Consider the following 14,533-nt stretch of genomic DNA (forward strand, 5'->3'; position numbering starts at 1 on the left):
ACCGGGCTGACTTAGGCCAACGGCCGTAATTTTGCCATTATCATGAGGAAAGCTGCTTTCTTGTTTTGGGCCCTTGGAATAGGCGTTTGGTCGTCGTCACTTGGGGCCGACGCGGGCTGGGCAGCCAAAGCGCCCGAGGCAACGCGTCTTCCTTACTCAACCTTCATTACCACCACTGTGTCGTCCCCTTACCATCCTGCCACCCTGCGCCGCCACTACGAGCAGGCCGCCGCCGATAAAACGGCTGGCGAAAAGTTTTACAAGCTGCTGGTCGATTACAAAGACCGCGACGCCCTGGTGCTGGGCTACAAGGCTGCTTCGGAAGCCATTCGGGCCCGCGATGCTTCCATGTTCAACAAGCTCACCTACGTGCAGGATGCTGCCCGCACCTTTGAGCAAGCCGTGAGCCTGGACCCGCACAACCCCGAAATTCGCTTCCTGCGCTTCTCGGTCGAAAGCAACTTGCCGGCTTTCCTGGGCCTAAGCAAGCATGTGGACGAGGACAAAGAGCTGCTGCTCAACGCGGCGCTCAGCCACCCCCGGTCGGGCCTGGACGCCGAAGCCTTTCGCGCGGTGCGCAGTTTCCTGGTAGGCCGTGGCCACGTCAGCGATGCCGAGGCGGAGCGGCTGAAGAAAGTAGCCGAGTAGGCCCAAACCAAGCCCAGGGGTTCTGACGTAGCTTTTGAGCCTACCGAAAACACACCGGTATCGCAACCTTAACCGTACCTTCCCGGTTAGTCCTGACGTATGCCATCTTTGCACCTCAGCGTCCGAATCGACCCCAACTCCGGCTTTTGTTTTGGCGTGATTTACGCCATTCAAATGGCTGAAGACCTGCTCGATGAGCAAGGCTACCTCTATTGCTTGGGCGACATCGTGCACAACGACGAAGAAGTGCAGCGCCTCGAAGCCCGGGGCCTGCGCATCATTTGCCACGAGCGGCTAGCCGAGCTGCGCAACGAGGCGGTGCTCATCCGGGCCCACGGCGAGCCCCCGGCCACCTACCAGATGGCCATGGAAAACAACCTGACCCTGATTGATGCCAGCTGTCCGGTGGTGCTCAAGCTCCAGAACCGCATCAAAACCAGCTACGACAAAAAGGAAAAAATCTTTATCTACGGCAAGCACGGGCACGCCGAAGTGCTGGGCCTGCTGGGCCAGGCCAGCGGCGAAGCCGTGGTGTTTGAGAACCTGACCGAACTGCTCAGCCACGAGCTGCCCGAAAATATTACCCTGTATAGCCAAACCACCAAGAGCACCAACAGCTTTTACAACATTAAGAACGAGCTGGAGGAACGGGGCTACCAGGTGAATGCCAACGACACCATCTGTCGGCAGGTGAGCAACCGCGATAAGGACTTGCGCCGATTTGCCGCCCAATACGACCAGATTATGTTCGTGTCGGGCACTAAAAGCTCCAACGGCAAGGTGCTTTTCCAGGTCTGCCTGGAAACTAATCCGAATACCCATTTTATTTCCAACGTAGCCGAAATCGATTCCGCCTGGTTCCAGCCGGGGCAATCGGTAGGCATTTGCGGAGCCACCAGCACCCCCATGTGGTTGATGGAGCAAGTCCGTGACCGGCTGCTGACTTTGTAAATAGGAGGTTTTAGTCAAAATAAAAAACGTCCTGCTGAGCTTGTCGAAGCATCTCTACCGCGCCGCCTGTCATCCTGAGCTTGCGAAGGACCTTTTCACGTTCGCTCAGCTTACATATTACTGCAACCCGTTCCGTTCAGCGGTGAGAAGGTCCTTCGCAAGCTCAGGATGACAGGCGATTTGCATACTGCCTCACGCGTAATGCTTCGGCAAGCGGACGCCAGATGAGTAGGACGTTTATAGATATCACTTTCAATCAATTAGCTTGCTTTGACCCCAGCCCTTGCCACTTCAGCCAAAAAAGTTGCCCCAGCAGCCATCGGAGCCACCGGGGTAGCGGTGGCGCTGCTGATTCTGGTGCTGTGGGCCGGGCTGATGGGCTACCTGCTGGCTTGGTATCGCCCCGACTGGTATTCGCCGGCGCCTTATCTGCTGGCGCTGCTGCAAACGCACCTCTACACCGGCCTGTTCATCACGGCGCACGATGCCATGCACGGCGTGGTGAGCCCCAACAAGCGGCTCAATAATGCGCTGGGTACACTGGCCGCCGGCCTGTTTGCCTACAATTGGTTTCCGGGGCAGCTGCCCAAGCACCATGCGCATCACCGCCACGTTGGCACCACGGACGACCCTGATTTTCACGATGGACGCCACCCTGGTTTTCTGCCTTGGTTCCTGCGCTTCGCCTGGAACTACGTGACTTGGTGGCAAGTAGCATTAATGGCCGCGACATACAACGTGCTGAAGGCTTTTTTCCCCCAAGCCAATGTCATTGCCTTCTGGATGGTGCCGGCCGTGCTGGCCACGCTCCAGCTGTTCTTTTTTGGGACCTACCTGCCGCACCGGGGCGAACACGCGCCCGACAACCCCCACAAGTCGCGCAGCCAGTTTCGCCATCACCTGTGGGCATTTGTGAGCTGCTACTTCTTCGGCTACCACTACGAACACCACGACCAGCCCTACCTGCCCTGGTGGCGCCTGTGGCGGGCGAAGGTCTGAACCGCAGATTGTCGCCGATTTAACGGATAAGAACGGATTCAAACATGTTGTTATAAGTAGTCAAGTAAAAGTAACCGGATAGTGAAAAGGTGGTCATGCTGAGCTGGTCGAAGCATCTCTCCCGCGCAAGTAATTTGATTTACTGTTGCGGGAGAGATGCTTCGACCAGCTCAGCATGACGTTCGAGCGAATACAGTTACTAATGCACGAGTACTTAAAAACCAAAAAAGGCCGTAGTCTCAGAGACTACGGCCTTTTTTGGTTTCAACTATACAGCTAAAAGAAGGGATATCGAATCCGTTCTTATCCGTTAAATCGGCGACAATCTGCGGTTCAGACAATTAGTGCACCGCGTTGGTTTTCTTGCAGCAGTCCGGCAGGCGGTTGTAGGCGCGGGCGTCGGCGGTTAGCTCGTCGGCGTCGTAGCCGGTTTTTTGCACGGCGGTGCGCAGGGCGGCGGGGGTTGTTTTGTCTGCTTTGTATTGCACAGTGAGGACTTTGGTCGGGACATCGAGCACGGCGCTTTGCACCCCTTTTTCGTAGGCAAGGCTTTTCTCAATGCGGGCCTTGCACATGTCGCACACGGCGGAGGTTTTGAACTGAGCCGTAGCGAGGCCGGCAGATTGGGCCGCCGCAACAGGGGCGGTTTGGGCCTTGGCGTTGGGCGAAAAACTGAGCAGCGCGAACAGCGGAAGCGAGAGGAGGAATTTCATATCAGCAGTGAAAAAAATCGGGTTAATGGCAGCGTAACAAAATTGCTGCCGGAAAAATTAAATGGCGCACCAATTACTCGATGCGGTAGCGCAGGCCCGCGTAGGTGAGGCGGCCGTACACCGGCCCCCACACCATGGCCGCATCGAAAGCCGGCCCAAACGGGTTGGCGGCGCCCTCGATGGGGTTGGGCTGGCGGTAATTGGTCAGGTTTTCGACGCCCACGTACACTTCCAGCCGCTTGAAAGCGCGGGTGAGCTGGGTGTTGAGCAGGGCGTAGCGGGGCGCGGTTTCGGGCGTGTATTCCTGCCCGGTGCCGTGCGCGTGCGTGCTGCTGACGTGCGCCACCGGCCGCTGCCCAAACCACTGCACCGTGAAATCGGCCCGCCACTTATCGAAAGCGCTGGCGTAACCCAGGTTCACAAAGGCCCGATGCGCCGGAGTCAGGGGCTTGGGTAATAAGATGTTGTCGTAGGTCGTGCGGACGTCGAGGTATTTGTAGGCACCCTTTACTTGCAGGCCCTTGAGCGGCTCCAGCTGCAACTCGGCTTGCAGGCTGCGGGCGTAGGAACGGCCATTGGCGGCTAGGTTATCAATCTCAACCACGCCGGGCGAGGTGTACATATCGGCCACCACCTGGTTCTGGAATTCGGTGTCATAATAGTCGAGCACGAAGGTGGCCGGCCGTTTCAGCACCGTGAAATATTGGGTAGCGCTGCCACCCAGGTTCCAGGCTTTTTCGGGCTGTAGGTTGCTGCCGACAACGAAGGCCCGGGCACTGGCCAGCAGGGCCGCATTGTCGGCAATGGGGTTGGCTACGCGGAAGCCCCGGCCCCCGGCCAGGCGTAGTACGGTGTTCTTGGCCACGTCGTACTTCACGTTGAGGCGGGGCGTCACCTGCCAGCCGTAGAGGTTGTGGCGGTCGGCCCGCAGGCCCACTACCACGGTCAGGTTGCGGCTGTTCTGGTAGGTGTATTCGGCGAAGGCGCCGGGCACCAGCTCGCGCCGGGCGCGCAGCTCGCGGCCGTCAACGTCGGCCGGCGAATTGAACAGATAGGCCAGGCCGTCGTGCAGCCGTTCCTGGTAGGCGTCGTAGAGAAAGCTCAGACCGGTGCGGTACACATGCGCCGTGTTGCCCAGGGCGCTCTGAAATAGCAGCGTGGCCAGGCCGGTGCGCTGGGTCCCATTGTAGCTGCGCAAGGTGCGGTTGTCGACCAGATAGGGTGGCTGGCTGGGGGCGTGGTCGGTGTGGTAGCTCTGGTAGCCGTAAGAATACCGCGAGGTAAAGTCGTGGTCGGTGCCGCTCAGCAGCAGGCCCAGGCTCTGGAACGGGCGCGCCGGCCAGGTGTACGACGTTTTGGCGTAGCCAGTGTATCGGGTGGTGGCTTGGGTAGTACCATAGTTCTGCGTGAACGCCGCCTCGCCCGTGTCGCGGAAATCCAGCTGGCCACCCTGGCGGGTTTCGCGCAGCGCGCCCAGCCCGACTTCGCTCACAAGGCCGTGCCCCGAAATGTACTTCCACTTATTGAACGCATTGAACTGCGTGGCCAGCGGCAGGTCCAGAAACCGGTCGTTGTTGCGGTCCACGCGGTTGCCCAGGTGGTCGGTATGCAGCAGCAGCACCGTGCTCCATTTCGGGTTGATGCGGGCCGAAGTATTGAGGTTGACATCAAATTTGCCCAGGTCGTTGCCGTAGATGTTGAACAGCAGCTGGTCGGTTTTTTCCGGCTCTTTCAGCTTCACGTTCACCTGCCCCGAAATGGCTTCGTAGCCATTCACCACCGAGCCCGTTCCCTTGATAATCTCAATGCTCTCAATCCACGGCCCTGCCAGGTAGCCCAGCCGGTAGGGGGCCGCCAGCCCACGCAGGGCCGGCTGGTTGTCCACAGTCAGCAGCGAGTAGCTGCCATCCAGCCCCAGCAGCTGAATCTGCTTGGCCCCCGAAACGGCATCCGAAGTAGTCACCTCCACCGAAGCATTGGTTTCGAAGCTCTCGGCCAGGTTGCAGCAGGCCGATTTGGTCAGGTCGCGGCTGGAAATCATCTGCGCGTTAGCCGGCGTGAGTGCGGAGTAAGCAGGCCCGCGTGCCGTTACGGTCACCTCGCCCAACTCCTGGCTGGGCCGCAGCGCAACCCGCAGATACGGCGCGCCGGTCGCGGGCACTGCCAGCGTATCGGGCCGGTAGCCCAGCGCCTGCACCACCAGCCGCGAAGCTGCCCGCGCCGGCCGCACCAGCACAAACCGGCCTTTGTCGTCGGCAGCTGCAGTTATTACCGGGGCATTGGCATCAGCGGCATCGAAGAGCCAGCGCAGCACCGCGCCGGGTAGGGGAGTGGCCTTGCCCGCTTCGGTCACTTCACCCCGCACCGGGGCAATGGTGGCCGACTGGGCCGCCACGCGGCCCGCTCCTATGCCAAGTCCCAATAAGAACAGTAGAAAAAAGCGCGGGTATTTCCCGCCTAAAAGTCTCATAATATCTGTAAGTTAGGTGATTCTGAAAAATCGCCGCACCATATCAATGCGTCGACCAGCTCCGAGGGGCAGACAAGGCCGCCTCGGCTGCATTCAGAATCTCTAGACTACCAGCGTACAGACAAAAGCCAGCAGCTCACGTCCGCCCAGTGGGGGAGGCGATGAGTCGGCCGAAAACCAGCGCGGGCCCCCGGCACTCGGCAGCGCTACCGCCGCCACATCAGGCCAGTTGATAGCCTCTGCTTCGACTGCCAGCAATGGAGTGGGCACCAGCACTTTCGTGGCCTGCTCGTGGGCCGGTACCGACAGCTTGTGCAGCTGCTTGGTAAAATCGCAGCAATTGTCCTTGGCGGTGGGATTGGTGGGGGCCAGCTCGCCCGCGCAGCCGCGCAGCTCCGCCCGGCCTGCTACCGAAACAGCCACCGTACTGCGCCCACTCATGCGGCAAGTCAGCCGCTGCACCGTGAGGCCCACTGAAGCGGTGAGCACCAGCACGGCCAGCATGAGGCTGACGAGGCGACGAAACAGGGAATGAGGACGCATAGCACCCGCAAAGGTACGGCCAATCCGAAGCCGTTGTCCGTACGAAATCCGGTTCTGTAACGTGCAATATGCTGCCTGCTCAGCGCCGTGTTTTGCTGCGGGGGCAGTAATAAAAAGAGCCTGCCACTTTGTCGGAAATAAGTAGTCGCTCCAGCCATGCTCTTGGTCCAAAGCGAATATCAACCATAAAAATCCGCATTCAGGCGCTTTAAAGGGCATTTCGGATTTGTGGTAGGAAATGGTAAATCGTGGTTGGTTTTCGCGATGCTTCCCGTACATTTGCCAATGTCGCCGTTCTCCCACCCGGTGGCTTGTGCCCATGAACCTGCTGTCCGGCGAATACGAATGCAAGCTCGACCCCAAGGGGCGGCTGGTGTTGCCGGCCAAGGTGAAGGGCAACCTGCCCGAGCAATCGGGCAACCAATTGGTGCTGGTGCGCGGCTTCGAGCCCTGCCTGGTGCTCTACCCGCGGGCCGCGTGGCGCGTCATCCACGAAAAGGTGATGGCGCTCGACGAGTTCAACGAAGAGTACCGGCAGTTTCAGCGCAATTTCTTTCGGGGCATGACGGAGGTTGAGCTGGACAGCATCAGCCGGTTTATGCTGCCGCGTAGCATGTTGCGCTATGCCGGTATCGAAAAGGAAGCCATTATTGTGGGATTGGGCAACCGCTGCGAAATTTGGGACCCAACCCGCTACGACGAGTTTCTCATCAAAGACCAGCAGAGCTTTAGCAAGCTGGCGCAGAAGTTTTTATCGGCGGAAGCTCCGCCCACGAGCGCAGCCGCATGAGCGAGTACGAAAACGATAGCGCCTACCATCGGCCCGTGATGCTGGCTCAGTGCCTGGCCGCGCTCGACCTGCAGCCCGGCGGCCGCTACGTCGACGTCACTTTTGGTGGCGGCGGCCACTCGGCCCGCATCCTCGAAAAGCTCACCACCGGCCACCTCTACAGCTTCGACCAAGACGCTGATGCCGAGGCCGAAGCACAAAAGTTGGTTAGCTCACAGTTTACATTTGTAAAGGCTAATTTCCGTGAGTTAACAACTGAGCTGCAGCAGCTTGGTGTTTTGCCGGTTGATGGCTTACTGGCCGATTTGGGCGTTAGCTCGCACCAGTTTGATACGCCTGAGCGTGGGTTCTCCACCCGTTTCGACGGGCCCCTGGACATGCGCATGGACCCCGACGGCCCCCTCACCGCCGCCGATATTCTCAACGACTACAAGGAAGCCGACCTGCACCGCATCTTCGGGATGTATGGGGAGGTAACCAATGCCCGCACCCTGGCCCAGACCATTGGCGCGGCTCGGCGCGGCCGGCGCCTCGAAAGCATTGCCGAGCTAAAGCAAGGCATCCTGCCCTGCACGCCGCGCGGCAAAGAGAACAAGTACCTGGCCCAGGTTTTTCAGGCCCTGCGCATTGAGGTGAACCAGGAAATGCAGGCCCTACAGGAAATGCTGCTGCAAACCGCCGAGGTGCTGCGGCCCGGCGGCCGGCTGGTGGTGCTCAGCTACCACTCGTTGGAAGACCGGCTGGTGAAAAATTTTATTGGCAAGGGAAAGTTTTTTGGCTCGGTCGAAAAAGACTTCTTTGGCAATGAAAGCAAGCCGTTTGAGGCCGTGAACCGAAGACCCGAAGAAGCCGACCCCGCCGAAATTGCACTGAACAGCCGCGCCAGAAGTGCTAAATTGCGAGTTGCAATCAGGACGAATGATTAAAAATTAAAAATGAACAATTAAAAATGAGCTTATTACCGACCTTGTCAACTGCTAATTTTTAATTTTCAACCGCCTCATTTTTAATTAATAAATGGCTGCCAACACGCTCCGCCCTACTAATACCCCGCGCCGGGCCAATGTGCCTCGTCCGGTAGCCGCGCCCGAGCCGGAGGAGCAGGCCGCCCCCCCGGTGGCCGAGGAGGTACTGCCCGAGCCTGAACCCACACCGGCACCGGTACGGGAAAAGCGTCGGCGCGAGCCCAAGGCAGAAACACGCCCCCGTAGCTCCTGGAGTATCTTTTCGCTGCTGGACCGGGTGACGAGCGTCGACACCTTGTTTCAGGATGGCCTGCCGGTGCGCTACCTGCCCAAGCTCTTGTTTGTGATGCTGCTCACGCTGCTTTACATCGGCAACACGCACTACGGTAACCGCATGAACCGCAACATTCAGCGCCTCAAACAGGAGACGGAAGACTTGCGCGCCGACTATACCACCCTGAAATCGGACTACATGGAGGCCAGCAAGCAGAGCGAGGTGGCCCGCAAAGTGGCCGCCATCGGGCTGGTGGAAAGCTCGTCGCCGCCGTTCCGCATCACAGTGCCCGCCGGCCACCTCGACGCGGCCGAACTGGAACTGATGCCCGTGCTAACCGCCGATACCCTGGCCGCCCGCGCCGCCCGCGACTCGGCAGCTGCCATTCAGGCTGATATGCTGGCTGGGCGCAAGCGCACTGCCACGGAGAGTGACGTGGACAGCGGGCCCGAAATCATTGCCCCGCCCCAGCCGTTGGCCGGCGATTCTGCCAGTGCCCCGGTAGTACAGGCAGCGCCAGCGCACCGGATTGCGCCGCAAAACGTGAAAGCTAAGTCGAGTAAGAAAGCTCCGGCGAAACCCGTGGCGGCTCGACGCAAGCCAGCTGCTACTAAGCCCAACAGCAAGCCAAGGGTACAAAAAAGTACTAGTACGCACAAAGCAAAAGCGCCAGCTAAACAACCGGTTAAAGCCCATTCCCGATGAAAGGCAGCGTTAAGAAATCCATCGTTACGCGGGTGCGGCTGGCCTTTTTGGGGGTAGCCGTGTTTTCGTGCGCCATTTTCTGGAAAGCCACGCGCATTCAGTTCAAGGAAGGCGAGAAGTGGCGGGCATTGGAGCAGGAGCGGCGCATCAGCTACCAGGAAGTGCCGGCCACGCGGGGTACCATCTATGCCGGCGACGGCAAGAGCATTATGGCCACTTCGCTGCCCTTTTACCGGGTGGCCTGGGACCCCGGCGTGGTGGACAAAGCTGTTTTCAGAGCCGGCGTTGACTCGCTGGCCTGGCACCTTTCGCACTTCTTTGGCGACCGTAGCGTGCAGGAATACAAGCGCCGGCTGACCAACGCGCGCAACCCCGACGGCGACCCGGTGCGCTACATTCGGTTGAACTCGCGGCAAATCAACTTTCAGGAAAAGAAGCAGCTGGCCAGCTGGCCCATTTTTCGGGAAAAGCGCAACCGGGGCGGTGTCATTTTTGAAAAGGTGGACAAGCGGTTCCGGCCTTTTGGCGGCTTGGCGCAGCGCACCATCGGCTTCGTGAACGAGGACCACCACGGGGCGGGCCTGGAATACACGTTTGAGCAAAGCCTGGCCGGCAAGCCCGGCGAGGCGCTGTTTGAGCGGGTGCCGGGCGGTGTGAAGCCGGTGTACGACGGCACCGAAGTCAAGCCCCTGCCGGGCTACGACGTGAAAACGACGCTCGACATCAACCTGCAGGACGTGGCCGAAAATGCCCTCTACAAGTCGCTGGTCGACAACAACGCCCAGTATGGCTGCGTGATTCTGATGGAAGTGGCCACCGGCGAAATCAAGGCCGTGGCCAACCTGGGCAAAGCCTCGGACGATACCTATAAGGAGGACTACAACTACGCCTTTGCCGACCAGGGCCGCACCGAGCCGGGCTCCACGTTTAAGCTGGCATCGATGATGGCCCTGTTTGAGGCCCGGCCCAATGTGACGCTTGAGGACATGGTGGACACAGGCAACGGCCGCATGTACGTGGGCGGCGCCGTGAAGTCGGACTCGCACGGCTACGGCCGCATCACGGTGCAGCAAGTGTTTGAGAAGTCCAGCAACATTGGCGTGGCCAAGCTGGTGGACAAATACTTTTCCGGCAACCCGACCGAATACACCGACTACCTCAAAAAATTCGGGCTCGACAAGCCGCTGGGCTTCCAGATGGCCGGCGAGGCGCTGCCTTACGTGAAGGACCCGAAAGACCGCAGCTGGAGCCGTACCTCGCTCACCACCATGAGCATTGGCTACGAGCTGAAGCTGGCGCCCCTGCAAACCCTGGCTTTCTACAATGCCGTGGCCAACGGCGGCGTGAAGGTGCAGCCCATCATCGTGAAGGAAATCAAGGAGGCCGACCAGGTGCTGCAAACCAATGAAGCCAAGGTGCTAAACCCCAAAATCTGCTCCGATGCCACGCTGGCCAAGGTAAAGTCGATGATGGAAGGGGTGGTGCTAGCCGGCACCGCCCGCAGCATCCGGCCCAAGGACTACAGCATCGCGGGCAAAACCGGCACGGCCTGGAAGTTCAAAAACGGCCAGTACACCAAGACGTATTCGACCAGCTTTGTGGGGTATTTCCCGGCCGACAAGCCCAAGTACAGCTGCATTGTGGTGGTGGACTCGCCCCGCAACGGCCGCATCTACGGGGCCGACGTGGCCGCGCCGGTGTTCCGCGAAGTGGCCGACAAGTGCATGGCCCGCGACCTGCTCTCGCAGCGCCCGCTGCTGGCCAAAGCCCGCCTGAACAAAAGCCACGTGCCCTTGGTGCGCGCCGGCATGCAGGACGAGCTGGCCTTGGTATGCCAAAAGCTGGGCCTATCGGGCAACACCCAGGCCACCGGCGGCGAGGAATGGGTGCGCGCGGCTTCCGACACTGCTTTCCACGCCCGCACGGTGGCGCTGGTGGTGAACCCGGTGCGCACCGGCCGGGTGCCGCAGGTTCGCGGCCTGAGCCTGCGCGATGCCTTGTTTCTGCTCGAAAACCGGGGTCTGCACGTGCGGGCCCTGGGGTCGGGGCGCGTGCGCGAACAGTCGTTGCCCGCGGGCTCGCCCATTAAGCGCGGCGACGTCATTACCCTTAACCTGGCCGAATCGGGCCCGCGTTTGGCCGCGCCCACGGCTCTGCCCGAACCCGAACACACCGACCTCGCCGAAAACAAGCTTCTGGTGCCGGTTGACCTGGAAACCGCCGCCAAAGCAGCCAAGCCCTTTGCCGCCGGCACCAAAGCACGGGTACTGCCTGCGGCTCCCGAACGCTCGGCCGGCGTGAAGCCCAACGCCAAACCCAGCAAGCCCACGGCCCGGCCCACGTCACCCAGACCGGCCGCAACCGCCCCCAACGCCTCCGCGAAAGCAACCAACAAACCCAAAGAAGCCACCCATCAGCCGGACGCCACTAAACCCGCCCGAAAGCAGCCCGCTCCGGCCAAGCCCGTGGTGCGCCGCGCCTGAATCAGTTAAAAATCATGAGTTAAAAGCTAAAACGGCAGAATGTCTCAACGCTTAACTCATAATTTTTAACTCATAACTCCCCACATGATTTCCCTGCCGCTTTTTTCTTTGCTTACCGATGTGAACGTGCTGGCCCAGCACGGCCCCACCGACGTGCCCATCACCGGCCTTACGCTCGACTCGCGCGAGGCGGGCCCCGGCGTGGCCTTCTGCGCCCTGCGCGGCACCGCCACCGATGGCCACAAGTTCATCGAAGGGGCAGTTGAAAAAGGTCTGGCGGCGGTAATCTGCGAAGAGTTGCCGGCAGTGCTGAACCCCGCCACGGCCTACGTGCTGGTGCCGGACAGTGCCGAGGCGCTGGGCCACATGGCGGCCGCCTTTCATGGCCACCCGTCGCGGCAGCTCAAACTGATTGGCGTGACGGGCACCAACGGCAAAACCACTTGCGCCACCTTGCTGCACAAATTGCTGCGCGAGCTGGGCTACCACTCCGGCCTGCTGAGCACAGTGCAGAATCAGATTGACGAAGAGGTAATCCCGAGTACGCACACCACTCCCGACGCCATTCGGCTGAATGCGCTGCTGGCCCGCATGGTGGCCGCCGGCTGCACCCACGCTTGCATGGAAGTGAGCAGCCACGCCGTGGCCCAGCACCGCATCACGGGGCTGCGCTTCGCGGGCGGCGTATTCACCAACCTCACCCACGACCACCTCGACTACCACGGCACGTTCGATAATTACCTGAAGGCCAAAAAAGCCTTCTTCGATGCCCTGCCCAAAACGGCCTTCGCCCTCACCAATGCCGACGACAAGCGCGGCCCGGTGATGCTGCAAAACACCGTTGCCCGCCGCGAAACCTACTCCCTGCGCGGCGCGGCCACCTTCCGGGCCAAGCTCGTGGCCAACGAAGTCCACGGCCTGCACCTTGAAATTGAAGGCCGCGAAATCCTGTTTCGCCTCATTGGCGTGTTCAACGCCTACAACCTGCTGGCTGTGTACGGCGCCGCCGTGCTGCTAGGGGAGGAGCCCACCGAAGTCCTCACCATCCTCTCGGGCCTGACCACGGCGCCCGGTCGCTTCGAGCCGGTGGTATCGGCCCGGCAAGGCATCACGGGCATCATCGACTACGCCCACACGCCCGATGCGCTGGAAAACGTGCTGCAAACCCTGCACGAAATCCGGCAGCCCAGCCAGCACATCATCACGGTGGTGGGCTGCGGCGGCAACCGCGACGCCGCCAAGCGCCCCGTCATGGCCAACCTGGCCGCCCGCCTCTCCAACCGCGTGATTCTCACCGCCGATAACCCGCGCTTCGAGGACCCGTTAGAAATTCTGGCCCAGATGCAGGCCGGCGTCACCGCCCCCGATTCGGCCAAGGTGCAAACCGTGCCCGACCGCCGCACGGCCATCGAAACCGCCGTGCAATTGGCCGGCCCCCACGACATTGTGCTGGTGGCCGGCAAAGGCCACGAAAATTATCAGGAAATTCGCGGCGTCAAGTCGCATTTCGATGATAAGGAGGTGCTGACCGATGTTTTTTCACAATTGAACAAGTAATAGAACGTCATGCTGAGCGCAGCCGAAGCATCTCTACTGCGCAAGTAATCCAATTGAGCCAACGAAGCGGTAGAGATGCTTCGGCTGCGCTCAGCATGACGTTCTGGCTTTTTAAAGCCCTCCAGAATGCTTTATTACCTCTTTCGTTACCTGCACGACCATTTCCACCTGCCCGGCACCGGGGTGTTTCAGTACACCACGTTCCGGGCCGGGCTGGCGGTGGTCATCTCCCTGCTTATTGCCCAGACGTTTGGCCACCGCCTCATCCGGCTGCTGCAAAAAAAACAGGTCGGCGAGAGCATTCGCGACCTGGGCCTGCAAGGGCAGAACGAGAAGAAAGGCACCCCGACCATGGGCGGCCTCATCATCATTCTGGCCATTCTGGTGCCGGTAATTTTACTAGCCCGCCTGCGCAACATCTACATCATTCTCATGATATTGAGCACGGTGTGGCTGGGCCTGATTGGCTTTCTGGACGACTATATTAAGGTGTTCCGCAAGAACAAGGAGGGTCTGAGCGGCCGCTTCAAGGTGCTGGGCCAGGTGGGCCTGGGCGTGACAGTGGGCTGGGTGCTGTTTTACAGCAACGAAATCACGGTGCGCGAGTACCTGATGCCCAACGGACAGTTCTCGGCCATCGAGGCTACCAAAGTGTTCAAAGACGTGCATTTGATGATAACCACGGTGCCGTTTATGAAGAATAACGAGCTGAACTACGGCGACTTATTCGCCTCGGCGGGCACGCTGTTCAACGGCCTCTACGGCTTGCTTTACATCCCTATCGTCATCTTCCTGATTACGGCCGTAAGCAACGGCGCCAACATCACCGACGGTCTTGACGGGCTGGCGGCCGGTACGTCGGCCATCATTGGCATCACGCTGGCCATCTTCGCCTTTGTGAGTGGTAACGCTTTGCTGGCTGATTACCTGGATGTTATGTTTATTCCGGACTCCGGCGAGCTGGTTATTTTTTGTACGGCATTTGTCGGGGCTTGCATTGGCTTTTTGTGGTACAACAGCTACCCGGCGCAGGTTTTCATGGGCGACACGGGCTCGCTGGCGTTGGGCGGCATCATTGCCGTGCTGGCCCTCATTGTACGGAAGGAACTGCTGATTCCGGTGCTGTGTGGTATTTTTCTGGTTGAAAATCTGTCGGTTATCGTGCAGGTGAGCTACTTCAAATACACCCGCAAGAAGTACGGCGAAGGCCGCCGCCTGCTGCGCATGTCGCCGCTGCACCACCACTACCAGAAGCTGGGCTACCACGAATCGAAAATTGTTTCCCGCTTCTGGATTGTGGGTATCATGCTGGCTGTCATTACCTTGGTTACGCTCAAATTGCGCTAAGTAAAATTTCTCGCGGAGGTCCGCAGAGGCGAACGCAGAGGTTCGCAGTGGATAGCCTTTGGGAGCCCTTGCGTTCGCCCCTCCGGGC

The 14,533-nt window shown here is 60.0% G+C and carries 12 protein-coding genes; 9 read left to right on the forward strand and 3 right to left on the reverse strand.

What is annotated here, in order from left to right; translation table 11 throughout:
- Positions 1-177 precede the first annotated feature (177 nt).
- The 3 genes from JKL48_RS03980 (at position 178) to JKL48_RS03990 (ending at position 2,598) form a co-directional block, all read left to right on the forward strand.
- A complete protein-coding gene (locus JKL48_RS03980; protein ID WP_201978756.1) occupies positions 178-648 on the forward strand; it encodes a hypothetical protein in 471 nt (156 codons plus the stop codon).
- Between the two features lie 99 nt (positions 649-747).
- A complete protein-coding gene (locus JKL48_RS03985; RefSeq protein WP_201978765.1) occupies positions 748-1,599 on the forward strand; it encodes a 4-hydroxy-3-methylbut-2-enyl diphosphate reductase in 852 nt (283 codons plus the stop codon).
- Positions 1,600-1,974: 375 nt separating this feature from the next.
- Positions 1,975-2,598 (forward strand): fatty acid desaturase, encoded by a 624-nt coding sequence (locus JKL48_RS03990; protein ID WP_201978884.1) that lies wholly within the window; start codon positions 1,975-1,977, stop codon positions 2,596-2,598.
- 341 nt (positions 2,599-2,939) lie between these two features.
- On the opposite strand, the gene JKL48_RS03995 is transcribed toward JKL48_RS03990, so the two are convergent.
- The 3 genes from JKL48_RS03995 to JKL48_RS04005 all read right to left on the reverse strand — a co-directional run bounded on the left by JKL48_RS03995 (position 2,940) and on the right by JKL48_RS04005 (position 6,324).
- Positions 2,940-3,311 (reverse strand): heavy-metal-associated domain-containing protein, encoded by a 372-nt coding sequence (locus JKL48_RS03995; RefSeq protein WP_201978767.1) that lies wholly within the window; start codon positions 3,309-3,311, stop codon positions 2,940-2,942.
- 73 nt (positions 3,312-3,384) lie between these two features.
- On the reverse strand, positions 3,385-5,781 hold the full coding sequence (locus JKL48_RS04000; RefSeq protein ID WP_201978769.1) for a TonB-dependent receptor: 2,397 nt from the start codon (positions 5,779-5,781) through the stop codon (positions 3,385-3,387).
- 102 nt (positions 5,782-5,883) lie between these two features.
- On the reverse strand, positions 5,884-6,324 hold the full coding sequence (locus tag JKL48_RS04005; RefSeq protein ID WP_201978780.1) for a hypothetical protein: 441 nt from the start codon (positions 6,322-6,324) through the stop codon (positions 5,884-5,886).
- A 319-nt stretch (positions 6,325-6,643) separates the two neighbouring features.
- Here JKL48_RS04005 and mraZ point away from each other — a divergent pair, with 319 nt between their 5' ends.
- The 6 genes from mraZ to mraY all read left to right on the forward strand — a co-directional run bounded on the left by mraZ (position 6,644) and on the right by mraY (position 14,445).
- Positions 6,644-7,114, forward strand: a complete 471-nt coding sequence (gene mraZ, locus JKL48_RS04010; RefSeq protein WP_201978790.1) for a division/cell wall cluster transcriptional repressor MraZ — start codon at positions 6,644-6,646, stop codon at positions 7,112-7,114.
- Positions 7,111-8,040 carry a 16S rRNA (cytosine(1402)-N(4))-methyltransferase RsmH gene (rsmH, locus tag JKL48_RS04015; protein WP_201978801.1) on the forward strand — a complete coding sequence of 310 codons (930 nt, stop codon included), beginning with the start codon at positions 7,111-7,113 and terminating at the stop codon, positions 8,038-8,040. Before mraZ ends, rsmH begins: the two co-directional genes overlap by 4 nt.
- 91 nt (positions 8,041-8,131) lie before the next feature.
- Positions 8,132-9,058, forward strand: a complete 927-nt coding sequence (locus JKL48_RS04020) for an FtsL-like putative cell division protein (RefSeq protein WP_201978804.1) — start codon at positions 8,132-8,134, stop codon at positions 9,056-9,058.
- A complete protein-coding gene (locus JKL48_RS04025; RefSeq protein WP_201978813.1) occupies positions 9,055-11,541 on the forward strand; it encodes a penicillin-binding protein in 2,487 nt (828 codons plus the stop codon). The genes JKL48_RS04020 and JKL48_RS04025 overlap by 4 nt, the downstream gene beginning before the upstream one ends.
- Before the next feature lie 84 nt (positions 11,542-11,625).
- A complete protein-coding gene (locus JKL48_RS04030; protein WP_201978823.1) occupies positions 11,626-13,098 on the forward strand; it encodes a UDP-N-acetylmuramoyl-L-alanyl-D-glutamate--2,6-diaminopimelate ligase in 1,473 nt (490 codons plus the stop codon).
- Between the two features lie 126 nt (positions 13,099-13,224).
- Positions 13,225-14,445, forward strand: a complete 1,221-nt coding sequence (mraY, locus tag JKL48_RS04035) for a phospho-N-acetylmuramoyl-pentapeptide-transferase (protein ID WP_201978825.1) — start codon at positions 13,225-13,227, stop codon at positions 14,443-14,445.
- Positions 14,446-14,533 lie beyond the last annotated feature (88 nt).

The sequence above is a fragment of the Hymenobacter rubidus genome (assembly GCF_016734815.1).
Classification (GTDB): domain Bacteria; phylum Bacteroidota; class Bacteroidia; order Cytophagales; family Hymenobacteraceae; genus Hymenobacter; species Hymenobacter rubidus.

What these genes read in the sequence shown, in the direction of transcription:
- JKL48_RS04025 (WP_201978813.1), top strand. Translation starts at nt 9,055, where the DNA reads ATGAAAGGCAGCGTTAAGAAATCCATCGTTACGCGGGTGCGGCTGGCC.
- JKL48_RS04000 (WP_201978769.1), bottom strand. Translation starts at nt 5,781, where the DNA reads ATGAGACTTTTAGGCGGGAAATACCCGCGCTTTTTTCTACTGTTCTTA.
- JKL48_RS04030 (WP_201978823.1), top strand. Translation starts at nt 11,626, where the DNA reads ATGATTTCCCTGCCGCTTTTTTCTTTGCTTACCGATGTGAACGTGCTG.
- JKL48_RS04020 (WP_201978804.1), top strand. Translation starts at nt 8,132, where the DNA reads ATGGCTGCCAACACGCTCCGCCCTACTAATACCCCGCGCCGGGCCAAT.
- JKL48_RS03995 (WP_201978767.1), bottom strand. Translation starts at nt 3,311, where the DNA reads ATGAAATTCCTCCTCTCGCTTCCGCTGTTCGCGCTGCTCAGTTTTTCG.
- JKL48_RS03990 (WP_201978884.1), top strand. Translation starts at nt 1,975, where the DNA reads ATGGGCTACCTGCTGGCTTGGTATCGCCCCGACTGGTATTCGCCGGCG.
- JKL48_RS03985 (WP_201978765.1), top strand. Translation starts at nt 748, where the DNA reads ATGCCATCTTTGCACCTCAGCGTCCGAATCGACCCCAACTCCGGCTTT.
- mraY (WP_201978825.1), top strand. Translation starts at nt 13,225, where the DNA reads ATGCTTTATTACCTCTTTCGTTACCTGCACGACCATTTCCACCTGCCC.
- mraZ (WP_201978790.1), top strand. Translation starts at nt 6,644, where the DNA reads ATGAACCTGCTGTCCGGCGAATACGAATGCAAGCTCGACCCCAAGGGG.
- rsmH (WP_201978801.1), top strand. Translation starts at nt 7,111, where the DNA reads ATGAGCGAGTACGAAAACGATAGCGCCTACCATCGGCCCGTGATGCTG.
- JKL48_RS04005 (WP_201978780.1), bottom strand. Translation starts at nt 6,324, where the DNA reads ATGCGTCCTCATTCCCTGTTTCGTCGCCTCGTCAGCCTCATGCTGGCC.